Annotated in this window: 14 protein-coding genes; 5 read left to right on the top strand and 9 right to left on the bottom strand. The window is 42.3% G+C overall.

The genetic code is table 11. The features are described 5' to 3' along the window. The first annotated feature begins 13 nt into the window (after positions 1 to 13). The gene (locus tag FAM09_RS19810; protein WP_243751722.1) at positions 14 to 772 is read left to right on the top strand and encodes a biotin--[acetyl-CoA-carboxylase] ligase; all 759 of its coding nucleotides are present in this window, start codon (positions 14 to 16) and stop codon (positions 770 to 772) included. Positions 773 to 993: 221 nt separating this feature from the next. Here the strand turns inward: FAM09_RS19810 and FAM09_RS19805 are convergent, their stop codons facing one another. From FAM09_RS19805 to FAM09_RS19790, 4 genes are read right to left on the bottom strand one after another with little or no spacing between them, the layout of a single operon-like run. Next, the gene (locus tag FAM09_RS19805) at positions 994 to 1890 is read right to left on the bottom strand and encodes a DUF5777 family beta-barrel protein (protein WP_136578870.1); all 897 of its coding nucleotides are present in this window, start codon (positions 1888 to 1890) and stop codon (positions 994 to 996) included. 58 nt (positions 1891 to 1948) lie between these two features. Then, positions 1949 to 2515, bottom strand: coding sequence for a YceI family protein (locus FAM09_RS19800; protein WP_136578869.1), 567 nt, complete (start codon positions 2513 to 2515; stop codon positions 1949 to 1951). A gap of 28 nt (positions 2516 to 2543) precedes the next feature. Beyond that, a complete protein-coding gene (locus FAM09_RS19795) occupies positions 2544 to 2984 on the bottom strand; it encodes an OB-fold protein (protein WP_136578868.1) in 441 nt (146 codons plus the stop codon). Between the two features lie 14 nt (positions 2985 to 2998). Then, the gene (locus FAM09_RS19790) at positions 2999 to 3352 is read right to left on the bottom strand and encodes a cytochrome c (RefSeq protein ID WP_136578867.1); all 354 of its coding nucleotides are present in this window, start codon (positions 3350 to 3352) and stop codon (positions 2999 to 3001) included. Between the two features lie 812 nt (positions 3353 to 4164). On the opposite strand from FAM09_RS19790, the gene FAM09_RS19785 reads away from it, so the two are divergent. Then, complete coding sequence (locus tag FAM09_RS19785) at positions 4165 to 5376, top strand: ROK family transcriptional regulator (protein ID WP_136578866.1); 1212 nt, start codon at positions 4165 to 4167, stop codon at positions 5374 to 5376. A gap of 181 nt (positions 5377 to 5557) precedes the next feature. Here FAM09_RS19785 and bcp read toward each other — a convergent pair whose 3' ends face one another. Beyond that, positions 5558 to 6016, bottom strand: a complete 459-nt coding sequence (bcp, locus tag FAM09_RS19780) for a thioredoxin-dependent thiol peroxidase (RefSeq protein WP_208025609.1) — start codon at positions 6014 to 6016, stop codon at positions 5558 to 5560. 11 nt (positions 6017 to 6027) lie between these two features. Next, complete coding sequence (locus FAM09_RS19775; RefSeq protein WP_136578865.1) at positions 6028 to 7734, bottom strand: M23 family metallopeptidase; 1707 nt, start codon at positions 7732 to 7734, stop codon at positions 6028 to 6030. Between the two features lie 442 nt (positions 7735 to 8176). Here FAM09_RS19775 and FAM09_RS19770 point away from each other — a divergent pair, with 442 nt between their 5' ends. Continuing rightward, on the top strand, positions 8177 to 8392 hold the full coding sequence (locus tag FAM09_RS19770) for a hypothetical protein (protein ID WP_136578864.1): 216 nt from the start codon (positions 8177 to 8179) through the stop codon (positions 8390 to 8392). A gap of 530 nt (positions 8393 to 8922) precedes the next feature. After that, positions 8923 to 11745: a carbamoyl-phosphate synthase large subunit gene (gene carB, locus FAM09_RS19765; RefSeq protein WP_136578863.1), complete on the top strand. Its 2823-nt coding sequence runs from the start codon at positions 8923 to 8925 to the stop codon at positions 11743 to 11745. A 205-nt stretch (positions 11746 to 11950) separates the two neighbouring features. On the opposite strand, the gene FAM09_RS19760 is transcribed toward carB, so the two are convergent. The 3 genes from FAM09_RS19760 to FAM09_RS19750 form a co-directional block, all read right to left on the bottom strand. Then, positions 11951 to 12607 (bottom strand): response regulator transcription factor, encoded by a 657-nt coding sequence (locus FAM09_RS19760; protein WP_136578862.1) that lies wholly within the window; start codon positions 12605 to 12607, stop codon positions 11951 to 11953. Between the two features lie 20 nt (positions 12608 to 12627). Beyond that, entirely contained in the window at positions 12628 to 13419 is a 792-nt protein-coding gene (locus FAM09_RS19755) for a sensor histidine kinase (RefSeq protein ID WP_136578861.1), read from the bottom strand. A gap of 847 nt (positions 13420 to 14266) precedes the next feature. Beyond that, on the bottom strand, positions 14267 to 14737 hold the full coding sequence (locus tag FAM09_RS19750) for a hypothetical protein (protein ID WP_136578860.1): 471 nt from the start codon (positions 14735 to 14737) through the stop codon (positions 14267 to 14269). Positions 14738 to 15331: 594 nt separating this feature from the next. Here FAM09_RS19750 and FAM09_RS19745 point away from each other — a divergent pair. Further along, positions 15332 to 17428 (top strand): ComEC/Rec2 family competence protein, encoded by a 2097-nt coding sequence (locus FAM09_RS19745; protein ID WP_136578859.1) that lies wholly within the window; start codon positions 15332 to 15334, stop codon positions 17426 to 17428. Positions 17429 to 17502 lie beyond the last annotated feature (74 nt).

Genomic DNA, 17502 nt, shown 5'->3' with positions numbered 1-17502 from the left:
AAATAATAATCTTTTGGCACATCCTGGTCAACCGGCCCCCATTGGTCATCCTTACATAATATTACCAACAATTGACAGCACCAACAACTATGCCATGCGGCAAATACAAGCCGGAATGGCAAGTCATGGCATAACCTGGTTTGCCCTGGAGCAAACTGCTGGCAAAGGACAACGTGGAAAAAGCTGGTTAACAACCCCTAACCAGAATATCATGCTAAGTACGGTTATTACCCCCGGCTTACTACCTACCCGTCAATTCTGGCTATCTGCTACCGTAGCCCTCGCCTGTTACGATTTTTATAAAAAATATGCCGGGGAGGAAACCCGAATAAAATGGCCAAATGATGTGTATTGGCGTGACAGAAAGGCAGGTGGCATTTTGATAGAAAACGTGTTTCGCGGCTCAGATTGGCTATACGCAGTGGTTGGAATAGGTATCAACGTTAACCAGGTTGTTTTTGACCCCTCTTTGCCCAATCCGGTTTCACTAAAACAGATCACCGGAAAAGATCTTAATGCTTCAGAAATGGGCAGGGAGCTCTGCCAGGCGCTTGAAAATCGCTACCAGGCTTTACAGGCTGCCGGCATTGACGCTATCTTGCAACAGTATCAGCAAGTGCTGTACAAAATGCATCAACCGGTTACGCTTAAAAAAGGGGCTATTTTATTTGAAACTACCATTCATGGCGTGTCTGAGACCGGCCGGCTGCTAACCAAAGACGTAATAGAGCGTGAATTTGATTTTGGCGAAGTGGAGTTGATAATTCGATAATGTGATAATGCTAACCCGCCGTCAGCGTGCCGATGACATTGCTTTTGGCAACGCGTGGCCCTACAATTCCCGGCAGGTCCGGTGCCAATAAAAACGGGCCTTCTTGCGAAGACCCGTTTTTCTGTCCTTCTATTTATCCGCGCTTGTACTCCTAATATTTTATTTATTGCGAAATTCTTTCGCCATTTGAGCTTTGCAACCATTTGCACATTTGCTAATTATTATTTCTTCCCTACCTGAAACACCCTCGACAGGTTAAAGCCAAACCGGATATCTCCTTTCCAGAAATCATTGGTAGTACCAGTGAGGAATGCTTTTTCATTCATACCGGTGCTGTTGCTGAAGTGTAACTGAAATACGTGACCGCCGGTTTCAATATCGAACCCAACCGATAACGGATCTTTGGTGCCTGGTTCCCGTCCGGCCAGTATGGGGTGATAATCTACTACAAACGCCGTACGCTTTGTTAGTTTTAACCGCGCACCTATACCTAAAGCCCAGGTATTATTTTCATCATCGGCATTAGTAACCAGGTTACGATGCACCATAATGGGGCTCAGTTGCATACTGAATGCATTACTGAACTTGCGGCCAAAGATCACCTGGTTGTAATAGGCTATGCGGGAAGAAAATAAATTTTTGCGGGCAGTATCGGCCCATTTCATCGTATGCAGGGTGATGCCCGATACCCATACTATAGAAACCGGAGAACCACCGCCGGTACCCTGCCGTACGGGGCGGAATTTCAAAAAGGCATCCAGTTCTTTATTAAGTGTGCTTCTTCCAACCCCTATTGTTAAGTTGCTGGTAAGCCCGTAATCAAAACCCATTCGCATGCTGGCCTCATCGAGACCAAAAAAGTTTTCTGCCCCATTGCTTAACAGGCCGAACCGGTGTAAAATGCGTACATCCAGCACCCCTTTGCCTATCATCTCCATAGACTGGCCATTAATTACGCGGGAAGATTTGAAAGCGCCTGAGCTCCATGACTTCTTTTTTGTATTTGTATTTGCAGAATCATCGACCATTTTTAACAGGTCCTGGTCCTGTGCTTTAAGCGTATTGCCCGCCAATAAAGTAAAACAGGCAAGCAGCAGTATGTGGGTTATTTTGTTCATATCGGTTGGTTTTTTAAAGTTAGTGGCCTTCTCCCTACTCGCCACTGGCTATTTACTACTAGCTTTTCAATGGTTCTAACGTGCAATTCACGGTAATGCTTACCGTATTCGACATATTTTCTTTCACCAGCTTGGGAATACTGATATTATAATCTGACATTAAAATGGTAAAATCTGAATTGGCCACCAGTTTACCATTCTTTACGGTGATTTTTCCGTCAGCTTCAACGTCCTTTGTTTGCCCATGCATGGTAAGTTTTCCTTTAACATGCGCAGTGTAAACACCATCTTTTGTATAAGCTATTTCGCTGTTGTTTACAATTTGCCCGCGAAACTCAGCTTTAGGATATTTATCGCTCTCTACATAATTCTCATTGAAGTGTTCCTGCATCAATGCCTTTTTAAATTCAAATCCTTTCATCAGCACGGCAAATTGAACAGCGCCGGTTTTGGAATCGAGCACACAGGTTACGCTGCGATGATTGGCTTGTATGGTTTCAATGGCGCCTTTTGATACAAATTGTATGGAACCGCTTTTCGTGAAGTATTTATCCTGTGCCATTAATGAGGTAGCAAACAGGATAAAGCAGAATGAAATAATGCCTTTCTTTATCCGTAGATTCATTGTAACTATATTTGGTTATAACAATTGATTAATTGGAAATAACACACCGGTTCAGTTGAACATCTGAGCCCAGTAATCCGGTTTCATCTTTATTAAAACCGGTAATTGCTCCTTTTACAGTTACTACTGCACCTCTTTGCAATGAACCGGCCGTTGTATTAGCGCTGCTGTCTAACACACAACGTACACCAGACATATCTGAGGTATCGCCCAATACAATAGTACCTCCCTGCCCTGCTTCAACACTTTTGATCATGCCTTTTACTGATAAGATCCTGTTCAGGTATTTTTTATTGGCCGAATCTTCGTTACTAACAAACTCATTGATCAGTGCGGTGGCATTCACTGAATAATCGGCCCGTACGTCAGAGAGATCTTGTACGGTTCTGTTATACTCATACCAGGCATAAATGGCAGTTATTAATATAACAACTACTATACCACCAATGATTATCCTTTTTTTTGTCATGAAAAATATGCTATTTAATTATTAGGAGCGCCGGCATCAACCCAGCAACTAATGGATTTGATCTGGCTTGTTGTAAGCGATCCAACCTTTGGCATATAACGGGAAACTACTGCGGGTTTAATACGTTGAGCAGCATTTTTAATTTGCTCATAAGTTGTCAGGGGGCCAGGACCATTGGTGCTTCCGGTACCATGACAGCTATTGGCGCAATTGGCCTGTATGATCGGGAATACATCCGCTGAGAACGATGTATGTGCACCATTGCAGTTAAAAGTCCCATACAAGAGTTCTTCCTTGTTATTATAACAACTGTTAAATAATAAAACAACGCCTGTTAAAATTAAAACGCCAGCAATTTTCTTTATCATAGTTCAACAATTATAAATATCTATTGACACCCCGAACCGAAACATAAAAAGCGTTGTCAAATGCATGCGAATACATTTGCCTGGCAGTTTACAAAAACGTAATACAGCCGCCAAGAGCTTATTTTCCGGTTGCTATAAAAAACTTCACAAAACAATCCTTACCAGAATTATTCTTCAATGGGTGAGTGTATTAAACACAATTACTATGCAGTTGTACGATTAACCGTTCCATTTGGTTGCCTTAGGTCAATCTTCATTATTATTTTAACGACTGTATTAGCTGAACCAGGTTTGATTATACATAAAAAACCCTGTCCTGTTAAGGACAGGGTAACCAAACCCTAAAACTAAAAAATAACCCATATACAAGTACACTGTTTGCACAGCATACTTACAAAGTTTGTGTCCGGTACGCAACTTTGAACAGGTAAAACCTGCTTCAACCAGGTATGTACCGGATACAAAGTTTGGTTTGCAGAATGGGTATAATAAAATGGTGGACGGTTGCAGAAAATAATACGATAAAGAAGGTTATTCAGTTGCCCCGGTTTACTATTTCGGGATTAAACCTTTGCCTGGCAAATTCGAAAGAAAGCGTAATGCTCTATTTCCCTTTTTACCTTTCGACATTAAAAACTAATTAAAGAGGTTCCCCGGTTAAAATTCGATCATATGCAAGGAAAATGGGTTATTAATAGATAACGGGGATCAGTATAAAATGCTGTTTCCAAAATTGTTCCGACAGCTTTTGTGAATTGCTTTAAAGTTCTGGTACTTAACAGTAAATTTGGTAAAAGTTTCAGTACTGCAACATGACGGAAAAGAGCCAACTGTATAAAAAAAAGATCATCAAGCATCTTTATTTCTCTAATATGCTTTCCTGCGCCGACCTGAGCGACAAGATCAATAAAAGTTTACCCGTTACCACAAAAATGCTGGGTAAACTTATTGAAGAAGGTTGGGTGACGGAAACAGGTTTTGCCGCGTCAACCGGGGGCAGGCGTGCTGTTATGTATTCGCTGAAGCCCGATGTGTTGTATGTAGTAGCCGTGGCAATGGACCAGTTGATCACCAGCATTGCCATTTTGAACATGCAGAACAACCAGGTTGCTGCCACAGAAATATTCGAACTGCCATTGCTTAAAAATCCGCAGGCGCTTTCTACCCTTACCGAAAAAATTGAAGATGTAATTGGCAAGTCTGGCATTTCAAAAAACAACATCGCTGGCGTAGGCATCGGTATGCCGGGGTTTGTTGATGCCATACAGGGAATAAACTATACTTTTCTTGAACCGGAACAAGGCACGCTTACACAATATATTTCTTCAATAATCAGGCTGCCGGTATTTATCGATAACGACTCGCGACTGATTGCGCTGGCCGAACTCATGTTTGGGGCAGCCCGTGGTAAAAAAAATGCCATGGTAATAAATATAGGTTGGGGCGTTGGATTAGGCATGATCCTGAATGGCGAATTATTCAGGGGACATAATGGATTTGCCGGGGAATTCAGTCACATTCCGCTTTTTTTAAATAACAAATTATGCAGTTGCGGAAAAAGCGGTTGTCTTGAAACAGAAACGTCGCTGTTGATAGTTATAGAAAAAGCCAACAAGGGGTTGAAGGATGGAAAAATATCGCTATTGAAAGAGCTGTCGGTGGAAAATGCAGAAAAGGCATTCCAGGATATTATTAAGGCCGCCGGCAAGGGCGATAAGTTTGCCGTAGAAATCTTATCTGAATCGGGTTATAATATAGGAAGAGGCGTGGCCATCTTAATTCATTTGCTTAATCCGGAGTTGGTAATATTAAGCGGCCGGGGCTCCTCGGCAGGAAAAATATGGCAAGCGCCTATACAGCAAGCGCTCAATGAACATTGCATTCCACGACTTGCCTTAAATACCGAAATACAAATTTCTTCCCTGGGTTACCAGGCCGAAATAACAGGCGCAGCCGCCCTGGTGATGGAGAATTATGAAAAAAGCGATTGGAGAAAGGAGCATGCGCATTCGGTGCAGAATTAGTTAATGAAGCCTAACAATATTGCATAATTGCTATTTTTTCAGGAACAAAAGTAGAAAGCCTAGGGCTGTAACCATCTGCGCCACAGTGCAAATAAACAGTATTAATGGATCATAAATTTACCCATCAATACTAATATTGTTAGTTTTTATTCGCCTTAATTTATTGATATTAATCAGGTTATTAACTAAGCTCTACAATCTCCTCCGCATGCTGCTTATTTTTTGGCCGCAAAAAGATCTTACTGATCACTCCTTTTTCATTGATGACAAAAGTGGTTCGGTGAACCCCCATGTATTTATTACCAAACATTTGCTTTTCGCCCCATACGCCGTATTTATTTATGATAGTATGATCGGGGTCGGCCAACAACGTAAACGGCAGATTGAATTTAGTCTCAAATTTCTTATGGCTTTTTTCATCGTTCGGGCTAACGCCAATTACCTCAAAGCCATTCTTCTTCAATAAAGCATAATTATCGCGCAAATTACAAGCCTGAACGGTGCAGGTGGGGGTATCGTCTTCGGGGTAAAAATATAATACCACCTTTTTCCCCTTGTATTCACTCAGCGATATTTTTTTACCATTCTGGTCCTTTGCATGAAAGGCCGGCGCTTTATCGCCTTCTTTTAATGTGATCATTGTACTTCAAATTAGCGGGTAAAATTATACGTTTCCTCTGTTACATTCCCGGCTTCATCTTCTGCATGGATCTTTAACACGTGATGGCCCGACATGCATTTCTCATCAAAATAATACAGAAACGTTCTTCCCTTATCATTGGTAAACCGAAGCCATTTCCCATCCAGTTCTGCCCGCACATTTTTAAATCTGGTTAAATTATCCTCTACTGTAAACGCTATGCGAACCGCTTTGCTCAAATTCGAACCATCAACCAAACCTATGGGCACGATCACCGGCGGTTCTGTATCAAGTACCAATTGGTAATTCCCAAAATCGCGGTACCGGGCCGATGCCCAGTTGCTCTGCCATTGAACTTTCTGCACTTCACGCTTACTGCCGGCAAACCATTGCATCACCGTACGCGATTTCTCGGCATCGGTTAATTCACGGGTAGGCCGAATGCGTACGAGCATAGAATCCCGCAAAGGAATATAGGGCGCTCCGATGGTATGGATCGACGACACAACCTGCCCATTCGTGTTGACCGATTTGTTGTACCGGATATGCACCGAATCGTACAGGCAGCGCTCGCCAATGTAAAATTCGCACTCGTCACTTTCAAAGCCATCCATCATCAACGGGTAAAACTTCTTGCCCGCAGGCTCAGCCCGCTCCGGTTCAGTTCCTGAATATTGAATTTTATAATTAAGCGTACTGGTATTGCCGCTGGCATCTTTAACAACGATGGAAACCGCATGCACATCGCCGTCGCTCACGTCAATAGCGCCATTTCCCGAATTATGCTTATAAATAGCATTCACATAGCCCGGCAGTTCCGACATATGTTGCAGGAACGGGCCACCCTGAAATTTTGTTTTGTAATCAATATGCGCATTCAGGTCGCGGGTGTCGTTGTAACTAATATTATCCATTCTGAATGCGACAACAGGCTTCTCATCAATAAACAACGTTGACTCATAAATGCCATTATGGTTGGCCGACCCGGTTTGAGTATCATAGGCACCAATGGCAAAGCTCACCATTGGTGAAGAAACCGTTATTATTGAAGGCGTGGTTATATAAGTAGAACCGGAAATGGCTCTTACCGGAAACAGTTTGGGCGATTGTTCATATACGCTCAGCGTTCTGTCGTACACTGCCAGCCGCTGCAACTGCGGTGGAACGTTATCTCCTACCGGAAATCCGAATAAAAAAGGATTCACATTTACATCTCCTTCAGTTCGCCTTACCTCAAAATGCAGGTGCGGCGCCTGCGAGCCACCGGTATTGCCGCTGTAGGCCAGAAAATCTCCTTTTTTTACTGGGAAAAGATCAGCAGGTAATTCGAGCAAAACCTTCCACGATTGCAGTTGGTATTGCTGGTCTTTTACCCATTTTTCCAGTGTGGGATCAAACGCATTCAGGTGGGCGTATACTGTAGTAAAACCATTAGGGTGAAAAACGTATATAGCGCGGCCGAAACCTGCGGGTTCTATCTTAATACGACCAATATATCCGTCTGCAGCAGCATAAACCGGCAGGTTTTCACGAGCGTTTGTTTTTATATCGAACCCCATGTGATAGTGATTAGGCCGCAATTCACCAAAATTGCCGGCCAGGCGCATTGGTATGTTTACGGGATTTCGGAAATATCCCTGGGGGTAATTGGTGGGCGAAAAGATCTGTGCAGCCAAAGTGGTGCTGTACAATAACAATAATAGTGTAATAATTCTCATAGGTTCTTTTGACTTGAATAATCAAAAACTGTTTACTGCGCTTGCCCGATACAATCGGGGGTTATTGATAAGGCTGCAAAACTAAGTGGTTGGCAATAACCAATAAAATGTTATGCAAAAATAGCGGCTTCGGCATCTAATATGGGGGCAATGTATGCCTGCAACAAGGCCACTACCCAATATCCACTACTGTCGTAATATCGCTCATTTTAGCTGTATACAATACGCGTAAAATTTCTGTATTAAAAAAACATTAAGGCGGGTTACCTGCATAGTTAAATCAGAATAAAATAAAAAGAGAACCGGTAGGGGTATCCATCTGTTAATTTTAAAAAAATACCCACATAGTGGTACGATTTTTATAAACATTGGAACAGCATTTGGCATATATATGTTGTCTTAAACTAGGAATTGGAACGAATAATTTTACAAACTCGGTTTTATGAAAACGCTTAGGAATAGAATGATACTATTATTGGCTCTGTCGATCGGCACGATAGTAGGTATTTTTCGTGGAAGTGAAGCTAAACAAAAATGGGTATTCCGTATCAAAAGTCGTTTTGATGAAAAACGACAAATAGCCGAACAGAAAAAACTGATACGGGGCGGTGGTGTGGCACTTGATGATATTGAATTAGCCGCTTTTCACAACAACTGATTTATTATAAATTTCAGCCAGCAATTCAAAGCCTTTGCCGGATGGTGAAGGCTTTTTTTATGTCCCACACCCGAACCTCATACATTTTTACTTTATCTCTTACTTCATACATCTAACTTCCAGCGCTGTTTTTCCCCCCTATTAATTACACTGATCACCCGGCTGCCTTTCTACCTTACAAACATCCGTTCATTTTTTCAATGCTGCATTACAGCTATTCACAACAAATCAGTACGCTTCAAACCTGTTTACAAAATCATAATATTTCTCTGGCCTGTTTTTCCTGTCTTCTGCTCTCATTCACCTCCCACAGCCTTCTTCCTACTCGCCATTCACCACTCACAATTCCTCGCTATTTCATTGACTTCCCGCCTATATGAGCTTCTTTTAAAAATAATCCTAAAAATTCCCCCCGCTACCTTACTTTTGCGCAATTTATCCCGCCACTATCCCCACAAAAATTGTGGTAGAATCAGCGCCGGATGAAGGTTCAACAAGGTTTATTCAAAAAAAATCGCTCATTACTCAAAATGCCAAAAGACACTTCTATCAAGTCAGTACTAATTATCGGTTCAGGTCCCATTATTATCGGCCAGGCTTGCGAATTCGATTATTCCGGTTCACAGGCTGCCCGTAGTATCAGGGAAGAAGGAATTAAAGTAATACTCATCAACAGCAACCCGGCTACCATCATGACAGATCCTATGATGGCTGATAAGGTTTACCTGTTGCCACTGACGGTAGAGAGCATTGAGCAAATACTGGAAGAAAACCAGATTGATGCGGTGCTACCAACCATGGGGGGACAAACAGCCTTAAACCTGGCTAAAGAAGCTGCTGAACTGGGTGTGTGGGAAAAATATAACGTTCGCATGATCGGCGTTGATATTGCTGCCATAGATACTGCTGAAGACCGCGAGAAGTTTCGCCAGCTAATGTTTAAAATAGGCGTATCAGTTGCTCCTTCAAAAGTTGCTAACTCATTACTCGAAGGAAAGGAATTTGCCCAGGAAATAGGCTTCCCGCTCGTAATCCGTCCTTCGTTCACCCTGGGTGGAACCGGCGGCGGATTCGTTCACGACAAATCTGAACTGGAAGCTGCCCTCGACAGAGGTTTGAAAGCTTCTCCCATACATGAAGTACTGGTTGAAAAAGCCGTTTTAGGTTGGAAAGAATACGAACTGGAACTGTTGCGCGACAAAAATGACAACGTAGCCATTATTTGTACAGTAGAGAACCTCGATCCCATGGGTGTGCATACGGGCGACTCCGTTACGGTAGCCCCGGCAATGACCTTAAGCGATACCGCCTTTCAGGATATGCGTAACCAGGCCATTCTTATGATGCGCAGCCTGGGTAATTTCGCCGGCGGTTGTAACGTGCAGTTCGCAATGAATCCCGAAACAGAAGAACTGATCTCAGTAGAGATAAATCCCCGGGTAAGCCGCTCATCGGCCCTGGCCTCCAAAGCCACCGGTTACCCCATCGCCAAAATAGCAGCGAAGCTCGCTATCGGCTATACGCTCGATGAACTGAAGAACCAGATCACCCAAACCACTTCCGCCTACTTTGAACCCGCGCTTGACTATGTGATCGTAAAAATGCCTCGCTGGAACTTTGATAAATTCAAAGGCGCTAACGACACCCTGGGTCTGCAAATGAAAAGTGTGGGCGAAGTAATGGCCATTGGCAGAAGTTTTGGCGAAGCTTTACAAAAAGCCTGTCAAAGCCTTGAGAATAATGCCGTAGGTCTGGGATACTATGGAAGAAGCCAGATGCATGCTGAAGAGTTGATAGAATATATCAAAACCCCGAAATGGGACCGCATCTTCCGCATCAAGGATGCCCTCATGCAAGGCGTATCGGTAAGCACCATTGCCAAAGCAACCCTTATCGACCGCTGGTTCATTAATGAGGTGAAGAAGATCGTTGACCTTGAAAAAGAAATAATAAAATATAAAACCGCCACCCTGCCTATCGAACTGCTCAAAGAAGCAAAATTCCAGGGCTTTAGCGATGAACAGATTTCTAAAATAATGCAGGATGGCAGCGACGAAGAAATATATGCGAAAAGAAAGGCGGCCGGCATAACCAGGGTTTACAAAATGGTAGATACCTGTGCTGCCGAGTTTGAAGCCAAAACGCCTTACTTCTACTCTACTTTCGAATCGGGCAATTACAGCGAAAGCAAAGTCAGCAACCGTAAAAAAGTGATCGTTCTTGGTTCAGGACCCAACCGCATTGGTCAGGGTATTGAGTTCGACTATTGCTGCGTGCATGGTTTGCTGGCGCTGAAAGAATGTGGTTACGAAGCCATCATGATGAACTGTAACCCCGAAACCGTGTCTACCGATTTCGACATGGCCGACAAACTGTACTTTGAACCGGTATTCTGGGAGCACCTGTGGGAGTTGATTGAACATGAGAAACCGGAAGGGGTAATTGTTCAGTTAGGCGGACAAACTGCCCTTAAGCTCGCTGAGCGTTTGACCAAGAAAGGAATTAAGATCATTGGCACCTCGTTCGACAATATGGATATCGCGGAAGACCGCGGCCGTTTCAGCGACATGCTGAAAGAACTGAAGATCCCCTACCCTGACTATGGAACTGCCTATACTGTTGATGAAGCAGTAGAAGTAGCCAATAAAGTAGGATACCCCGTACTGGTTCGCCCCAGCTATGTATTGGGGGGCCAGCGCATGCGTATCGTGATCAACGATGAAGAAGTGGAAAAAGCAGTAGTAAGCCTGCTGAAACATATCCCTGGCAACAAGATCCTCATCGACCACTTCCTCGATCGCTGCCAGGAAGCAGAAATAGACGCCATTTGCGACGGAGAAGAAGTTCATATCATGGGTGTAATGGAACATATTGAACCTGCAGGTATTCATAGCGGCGATAGCAACGCGGTATTACCACAGTTCAACCTGAGCCCGCTGATTGTAGAAACTATGGAAGAATACGCCCGCAAAATTGCGTTCAAACTGAATATCAAAGGGCTCATAAACATTCAGTTTGCCATTAAAGACGGCAAAGTGTATGTAATTGAAGCCAATCCACGGGCATCGCGTACAACACCGTTTATTGCCAAAGCCTACCAGATCCCTTACCTGAATATAGCTACCAAGATCATGTTAGGTGCTAATAAACTGCGCGACTTTAAATTCGTAAAACGCCTGAAGGGTTATGCGATCAAAGAGCCGGTGTTCAGCTTTGAAAAATTCCCTGGCGTTAACAAAGAGCTGGGACCTGAAATGAAAAGTACCGGTGAGGCCATTCGCTTTATAAAAGACCTGCGCGATCCGTATTTCCGTCAACTGTATAAAGACAGAAGTATGTATTTGAGTAAATAGTTTGTTATAACCACTATAAAAAAGCCCTCCGATAAGTCGTGAGGGCTTTTTTTATAGCTTATTCTGATATTTTTTTAGTTTTCTGCCTGAACGGTTGTTAAGAGCATCTTTTTTGTAATCCCACCAATAAGTACGTGAATAACGTAATGTACAATGCAGCAGCAAATCTTAAAACCTGAATGGTTCTAAAATACATATAGTATTATTAAATCTCCACCATGTTATGCTTGATCGCGAATATAACGAGCCCTACCCGGGTTTTTACCCCCAGCTTTTCAAACAGGGAGTTACGATAATCATCTACTGTACGGGGGCTAACAAACATTTTGCCTGCGATATCCTTATAGGTAAGTTCGGTACAAACCCATTTCAAAAACTCTTTTTCCTTTTCAGTAAGCGAGATCGCATCCTGCGGCTTGTCCATGTCTTTATGCAGACCACTGATTATTTTACCCGAAATAAGCTCAGAGAGGTAAAAATCTTTGTGTAAAACAGAATCCAGCGCCAGCTTCAATTCTTCGGGCTCGGCATTTTTCATGATATACCCTTTGGCGCCCAGGCGCAACATGCGAATGATGATGTTTTCATCGCTGAACATCGACAGCGCCAATATTTTAACCTGCGGAAAATTTTTATAGATCCATTTAGCTGTTTCATAACCGTCAATATCCGGCATATTTACATCCAGCAAAATAATGTCGGGTATTACATGTTTGTTAAGTCTTTCCTTAACATCCTGCCCATTACTGGCCTCAAACAGCACTTTATAGTTCTCAAAAGAGTTGATCAGGCGCGCCAGTGCACTACGCAGCAGCGTATGGTCATCAGCAACCGCCACCTGTATGTTTTTGTTAACAGTCATTATTATCCCGCAAACACTTTTTAATGGGGTAAAGGTAATTGAATGGTCACAATAGTGCCCCGGCCGGCTTCACTTTGCATTTCGATATCAGCACCAATAAGTTTTGCACGGTTGAAAATACTCTTTAATCCAACACCAGCCGCAGACGAGGTAGAATTTTTCTTTTCCGCAACATTGAACCCTATCCCATCGTCAGTTATTTTCATAATGAATTTATCATCAAGATAGGTTAGGTTTATATGCACTGTTTTGGCCTTTGAGTGCTTTAAAATATTGTTCAGGTTTTCCTGGAAGATCCTGAATAACACGATGGATTTTTGATCATCGAGACTTTGTTCAATGCCTGATACCGCGAATTCAATTTCTAACAATCCGGTCCTGTTTATATTTTCTAACTCAAAATGGATGGATTCTGCAAGCCCTATCTGGGCTATACGATCTGTATGCAGGCTTTTGGTGAGGTTTGCCAGGTCCATCATTGCTTTATTCAACACCTGGCGGGCGCCTTGTATCGGTTCCCAGGCCTCATGTTGGTCGTTCATAGGCAAAACAGCAAGGGAAAGTTTTACCACCGAAAGCATCTGACCGATATTGTCATGCAGCTCCTGTCCAATGTTCTTAAAGGTTTCTTCCTGAATTTCCAATTGCGATTTCAGGGTTTCCCGTTCATATTCCTCTTTCATCCTGGTGATCTCTAATGCCTGCCTGTGCTGTCTGCGCTGGTATAGGAAAAGGATGGTAACAATAAAGCCCACCAGCAACACTGCCAGAATTGCACCGATTATTATCACTATGTATATCTCCGAAGTCATATCAAGATCCTTGCTAATAGCAATTTAGTACAAAGTTAAACGCTCCAATAAAGAACGCTCATTGTTTTTGTAATGATATAAACGGACTGGATTATAGGGGCCTGAAAAGAAAACTTTTATTGCACTGATCTCTTAAGCTTAAGCCTGCATAGAAAAGCGATGGAAAAAAGAGAGTATAATATATAATTCAAAAGAGTTAGAATGGTACCCAGGTTTTTCAATATTATATCTGGCAAACCAGGCAAGAGATTCCATACACCGAACATCGGAAATGTACAACAGTAAAAGAATAACAGCCCCGTACATATCCAGAAAGCCGGTTCCTTCACCAGATTGACGGAATTCGTGGATCGAAATATCTCAAAAAAATAATAGATGCACGCAGCTACTACCAGTAAACAACCAAGTGAGTAGGTGGTACTATGGAATTTTCTTGGTTGTATAAAGAATATATTAATAAAAACCAAAACAGGATAAACAAGCAGCACCCAAAAAATAACCTTTTTAACTTTTTGGTTGAATATAATATACTTTATTATCCAGAGGTAATACACAAATTCAAAAGCGGTAAAAAAGCAATATAAAAGGTTTACAGTTAACGTTTCCTTCCTTAACAGCCAGCCGGTTATCTCTACGATATGCGTTATGAGCATGAAGAAAGGAAAAGTTTTCAGGTAGCGCGGTATTGAAGCCTGAAAAAACAGGGTGATAGACGCCAACAGGCATATGACCTCAATAATTAGCACGGGAACGTTCATCAGATGCTAATGTAGAAAATTCAGCATTAAAAAAAAATCCGTTCCGGCTAAACCAGAACGGATTTTTTAATATAACCGTATAAAATAATTTATACTACGATCATTCCTTTGTCGCCCTGGTCAACGATAGTAATACCAAAACCATCATCACTTCCAGCACCGCTTCCGGGAGGCCATTGGCCTACATTGTATGCAAGCACTTGTTTGCCTTTATTGGTTTCAACGTAAATGCTCTTGTGGGTGACACCGAGTTCTGTTTCCTGGCGGTCAGTTGCAACCAACACGGTTGTTTGCTTGCCTGCATAGCCAGGTCTTTCAGTAAAACTCTCAGGATATACGCCAAAGTGAATACTAACGATATTGGCTCCGGCCTCTTTTGATCTTTTCAGGAATTCTTCCAACTCTTCGATGGAATAATAAAGACTGAGCGAATCCTCCCTCCCCATACGTTCAGAATTGTGCTGCCACCGTTCTTGTTTATAAGTGCGGATAAGACTATCGACATGGTTAGTGTCCACGTATTTTCCTACCCGTAAGGATTTTTTTTCAATTGTAGTCATAGCTTGTGAGTTTTGTTTAGTGTGATTGTGTTGTCGATGTAAAAGTAGCTGCGGGCGCATAGACATTTTCGGCTACAAGTAGGTGTTAGCCAACTAATTACAAATTACTATTATTTATAAACTGAAGGAGTTCAACGAATCACGTGAAAAAGACGGTCGAAATACCGTTAAAAGAAGTTATAATAACCGTTAATACAACGTCGCTTACCCCCGTGTTTTTACGGGGGTAAATCAACCGTTAATTGCCCGTACAAAAAACCGTATCTAATAAATCGCGCTTTTCTGGCATGTATCCGGTTTTTATCTGAAATTAGACATGGAGAGTTGCTATCATCCCGTTTTAGAAATCCAATGGTCCTGTGAAAACCCGCCGACAGATTTCCTCAAGGCTTTTGTTATCCTACAAATCCTCTTGAGGAAATTTTATTCTGATAACAGAATTTTTCCTTTTCAAACTACCTGCTTTATCTTTTTACCATTAGCCTTGTCCTTTTTTGATAAAGTAGGTAGTTTGTTTTTTTAGTCTCCCCTCACCTTTCATTCAATCACAGATTCCCTTCCTGTTCACATTGCTATTGTAATTCCCTGTTCGGTATGTCGCTTTTACCTGCCTGGCCCATTTGGAAAGAAGCACCTTTTATACGGCTTATTATTCCGCTCATTGCGGGCATCTCGTGTCAGTGGTACTGGCCCTTTTCCATTTTCGTTTTATGGCTGCTTTTCGCCTTCAGCGCACTAGCGCTTTGGCTATTTTCTACTCAACCGCTATCGCGCCAATACCGAGTCCAATGGGTTAACGGCGCGTGGTTACACGCACTGCTATTTGCCACAGGAAGTTTACTATTTTATTATAAGGACATACGACATCAACAAACGAGTATTACCAGGCAGTATACTGCAGGAAATGCTGTGCTGGTAACCATTGAAGAACCACTTTCTGAAAAAAAACAATCATTCAAAACCATTGCATCTGTTCAGGCAGTACTGTTTAACCATGCTATTAACAAAGCCAGTGGAAAGATCCTTCTGTATTTTCAGAAAGACAGCAATGTTCAACATCTTCAGTATGGTAATCAGTTACTATTGTTTAAGGTATTACAACCGATAAAAAATACAGGCAACCCAGGCTGCTTTGATTATCAGCGGTTTTGCACTTTTCGGGGTATTTCATACCAGGTATACCTAAGGAAAGGTGAGTTTGTAGCGCTCAAAATAGAAAATGAAAATCTGTTTAGGAAATATCTTTTATCCACAAGAGAGAAAATTGTAAACATTCTTAAAAAATATATCCCGGGCTCAAAAGAAGCCGGGCTGGCCGAAGCCATGCTCATTGGCTATAAAGATGACCTTGACAAAAACCTTGTTCAGTTGTATTCGAATACTGGTGTAGTGCACATCATTGCTATCTCGGGCTTACACCTGGGATTAATTTACTGGTTACTAATACTTTTATGCAAACCGTTATCAAAATATAAAACAGGAAGGATCGTACAACCGATCCTTATAATTGCCGGCCTTTGGCTTTTTAGTTGTATTGCCGGTGCATCGCCTTCCGTGCTGCGCTCTGCCGTCATGTTTACCTGCATTGTCATTGGCGCTTCTATCAATAGAAAAACTTCCGTTTACAATAGCCTGGCTGCTTCTGCCTTTATATTGCTTTGCTTCAACCCTACCTGGTTGTGGGATGCCGGTTTTCAGTTATCATATGCAGCAGTATTGAGCCTTGCAATTTTTTATAACCCCATATACAACCTGCTGTTCTTTCAAAACAAATTACCAGATCTGATTTGGAAGTCGATATGCGTTACACTCGCTGCACAAATACTTACTGTGCCTGTTTCAGTTTATCTCTTTCACCAATTCCCTAACTTATTTCTGGTAGCCAATTTGCTGGCTGTTCCCATATCTGGCATCATCATTATTGGTGAAATTCTTTTATGCCTTACGGGTATATTTCCATTGATTGCAACAGGCATAGGTTACCTGCTGCGTCTAATAATTTACTGGCTCAACACCTATATTGAACAAGTAGGCAGCTTGCCATTCGCCACTACAAACGATCTGCTAATAAGCTTACCGCAACTCATTTGCCTATATGCATTCATTGGCGCCATGGCCTGGTGGTTATTAGATAATAAAAAGAAGGGAGTTCGGATTGCTTTAATGGCTTTACTTTTTTTTATGACATTTCGCTTAGTTGATGTATGGAGCGCGCGGCAACAGAAAAAGCTTATTGTTTACAACATCCCGAAACACAGCGCCATTGACGTTATGATAGGTACAAATTTTTTCTGTAAAACGGATAGCGCTTTGCAGCAAAACGACCTATTGCAAAAATTCCATATGCAACCCAGCCGGTTACTACACCGCGTAAACAACCTGTACACCCCCGCATATTCACTGGTCAAAAAGAATTTTTTCCGGCTAGGTAACACCTCCTTTTTACTGATCGATCAACCGTTGAATTTCAAACAGGCCGTTCCAGGAATGAATGTTGATATTACAATTATCTTGAATAACCCGGCCATCAAAATTTCCCAGATAACCGATGTTTTTACGTGCCGCCAGTTCGTTTTTGACGCATCCAATCCCGCCTGGAAAGTTGCAAAATGGCAACAGGAATGCGATCAACTGGGGCTTCAGGCCTTTTCGGTAGCAGACAAGGGCGCCTTTGTTTTCAACCTGTATTAACCTACCTTTGCGCCCTTAAATCAATTGGCGAATAAGCTCCCGATAGCTATCGGGATAACAATTTGCAATCCCCA

Source organism: Niastella caeni, assembly GCF_004834005.1.
Lineage (GTDB): Bacteria > Bacteroidota > Bacteroidia > Chitinophagales > Chitinophagaceae > Niastella > Niastella caeni.
Note: the sequence above shows the minus strand (reverse complement) of the source record. Positions and strands in the feature narration are given on the sequence as shown.

Bases quoted from the DNA above. Each gene is read 5' to 3' on its own strand.
- FAM09_RS19805 (WP_136578870.1), bottom strand. From the start codon at position 1,890: ATGAACAAAATAACCCACATACTGCTGCTTGCCTGTTTTACTTTATTG.
- FAM09_RS19800 (WP_136578869.1), bottom strand. From the start codon at position 2,515: ATGAATCTACGGATAAAGAAAGGCATTATTTCATTCTGCTTTATCCTG.
- FAM09_RS19795 (WP_136578868.1), bottom strand. From the start codon at position 2,984: ATGACAAAAAAAAGGATAATCATTGGTGGTATAGTAGTTGTTATATTA.
- FAM09_RS19790 (WP_136578867.1), bottom strand. From the start codon at position 3,352: ATGATAAAGAAAATTGCTGGCGTTTTAATTTTAACAGGCGTTGTTTTA.
- FAM09_RS19785 (WP_136578866.1), top strand. From the start codon at position 4,165: ATGACGGAAAAGAGCCAACTGTATAAAAAAAAGATCATCAAGCATCTT.
- bcp (WP_208025609.1), bottom strand. From the start codon at position 6,016: ATGATCACATTAAAAGAAGGCGATAAAGCGCCGGCCTTTCATGCAAAG.
- FAM09_RS19775 (WP_136578865.1), bottom strand. From the start codon at position 7,734: ATGAGAATTATTACACTATTATTGTTATTGTACAGCACCACTTTGGCT.
- FAM09_RS19770 (WP_136578864.1), top strand. From the start codon at position 8,177: ATGAAAACGCTTAGGAATAGAATGATACTATTATTGGCTCTGTCGATC.
- carB (WP_136578863.1), top strand. From the start codon at position 8,923: ATGCCAAAAGACACTTCTATCAAGTCAGTACTAATTATCGGTTCAGGT.
- FAM09_RS19760 (WP_136578862.1), bottom strand. From the start codon at position 12,607: ATGACTGTTAACAAAAACATACAGGTGGCGGTTGCTGATGACCATACG.
- FAM09_RS19755 (WP_136578861.1), bottom strand. From the start codon at position 13,419: ATGACTTCGGAGATATACATAGTGATAATAATCGGTGCAATTCTGGCA.
- FAM09_RS19750 (WP_136578860.1), bottom strand. From the start codon at position 14,737: ATGACTACAATTGAAAAAAAATCCTTACGGGTAGGAAAATACGTGGAC.
- FAM09_RS19745 (WP_136578859.1), top strand. From the start codon at position 15,332: ATGTCGCTTTTACCTGCCTGGCCCATTTGGAAAGAAGCACCTTTTATA.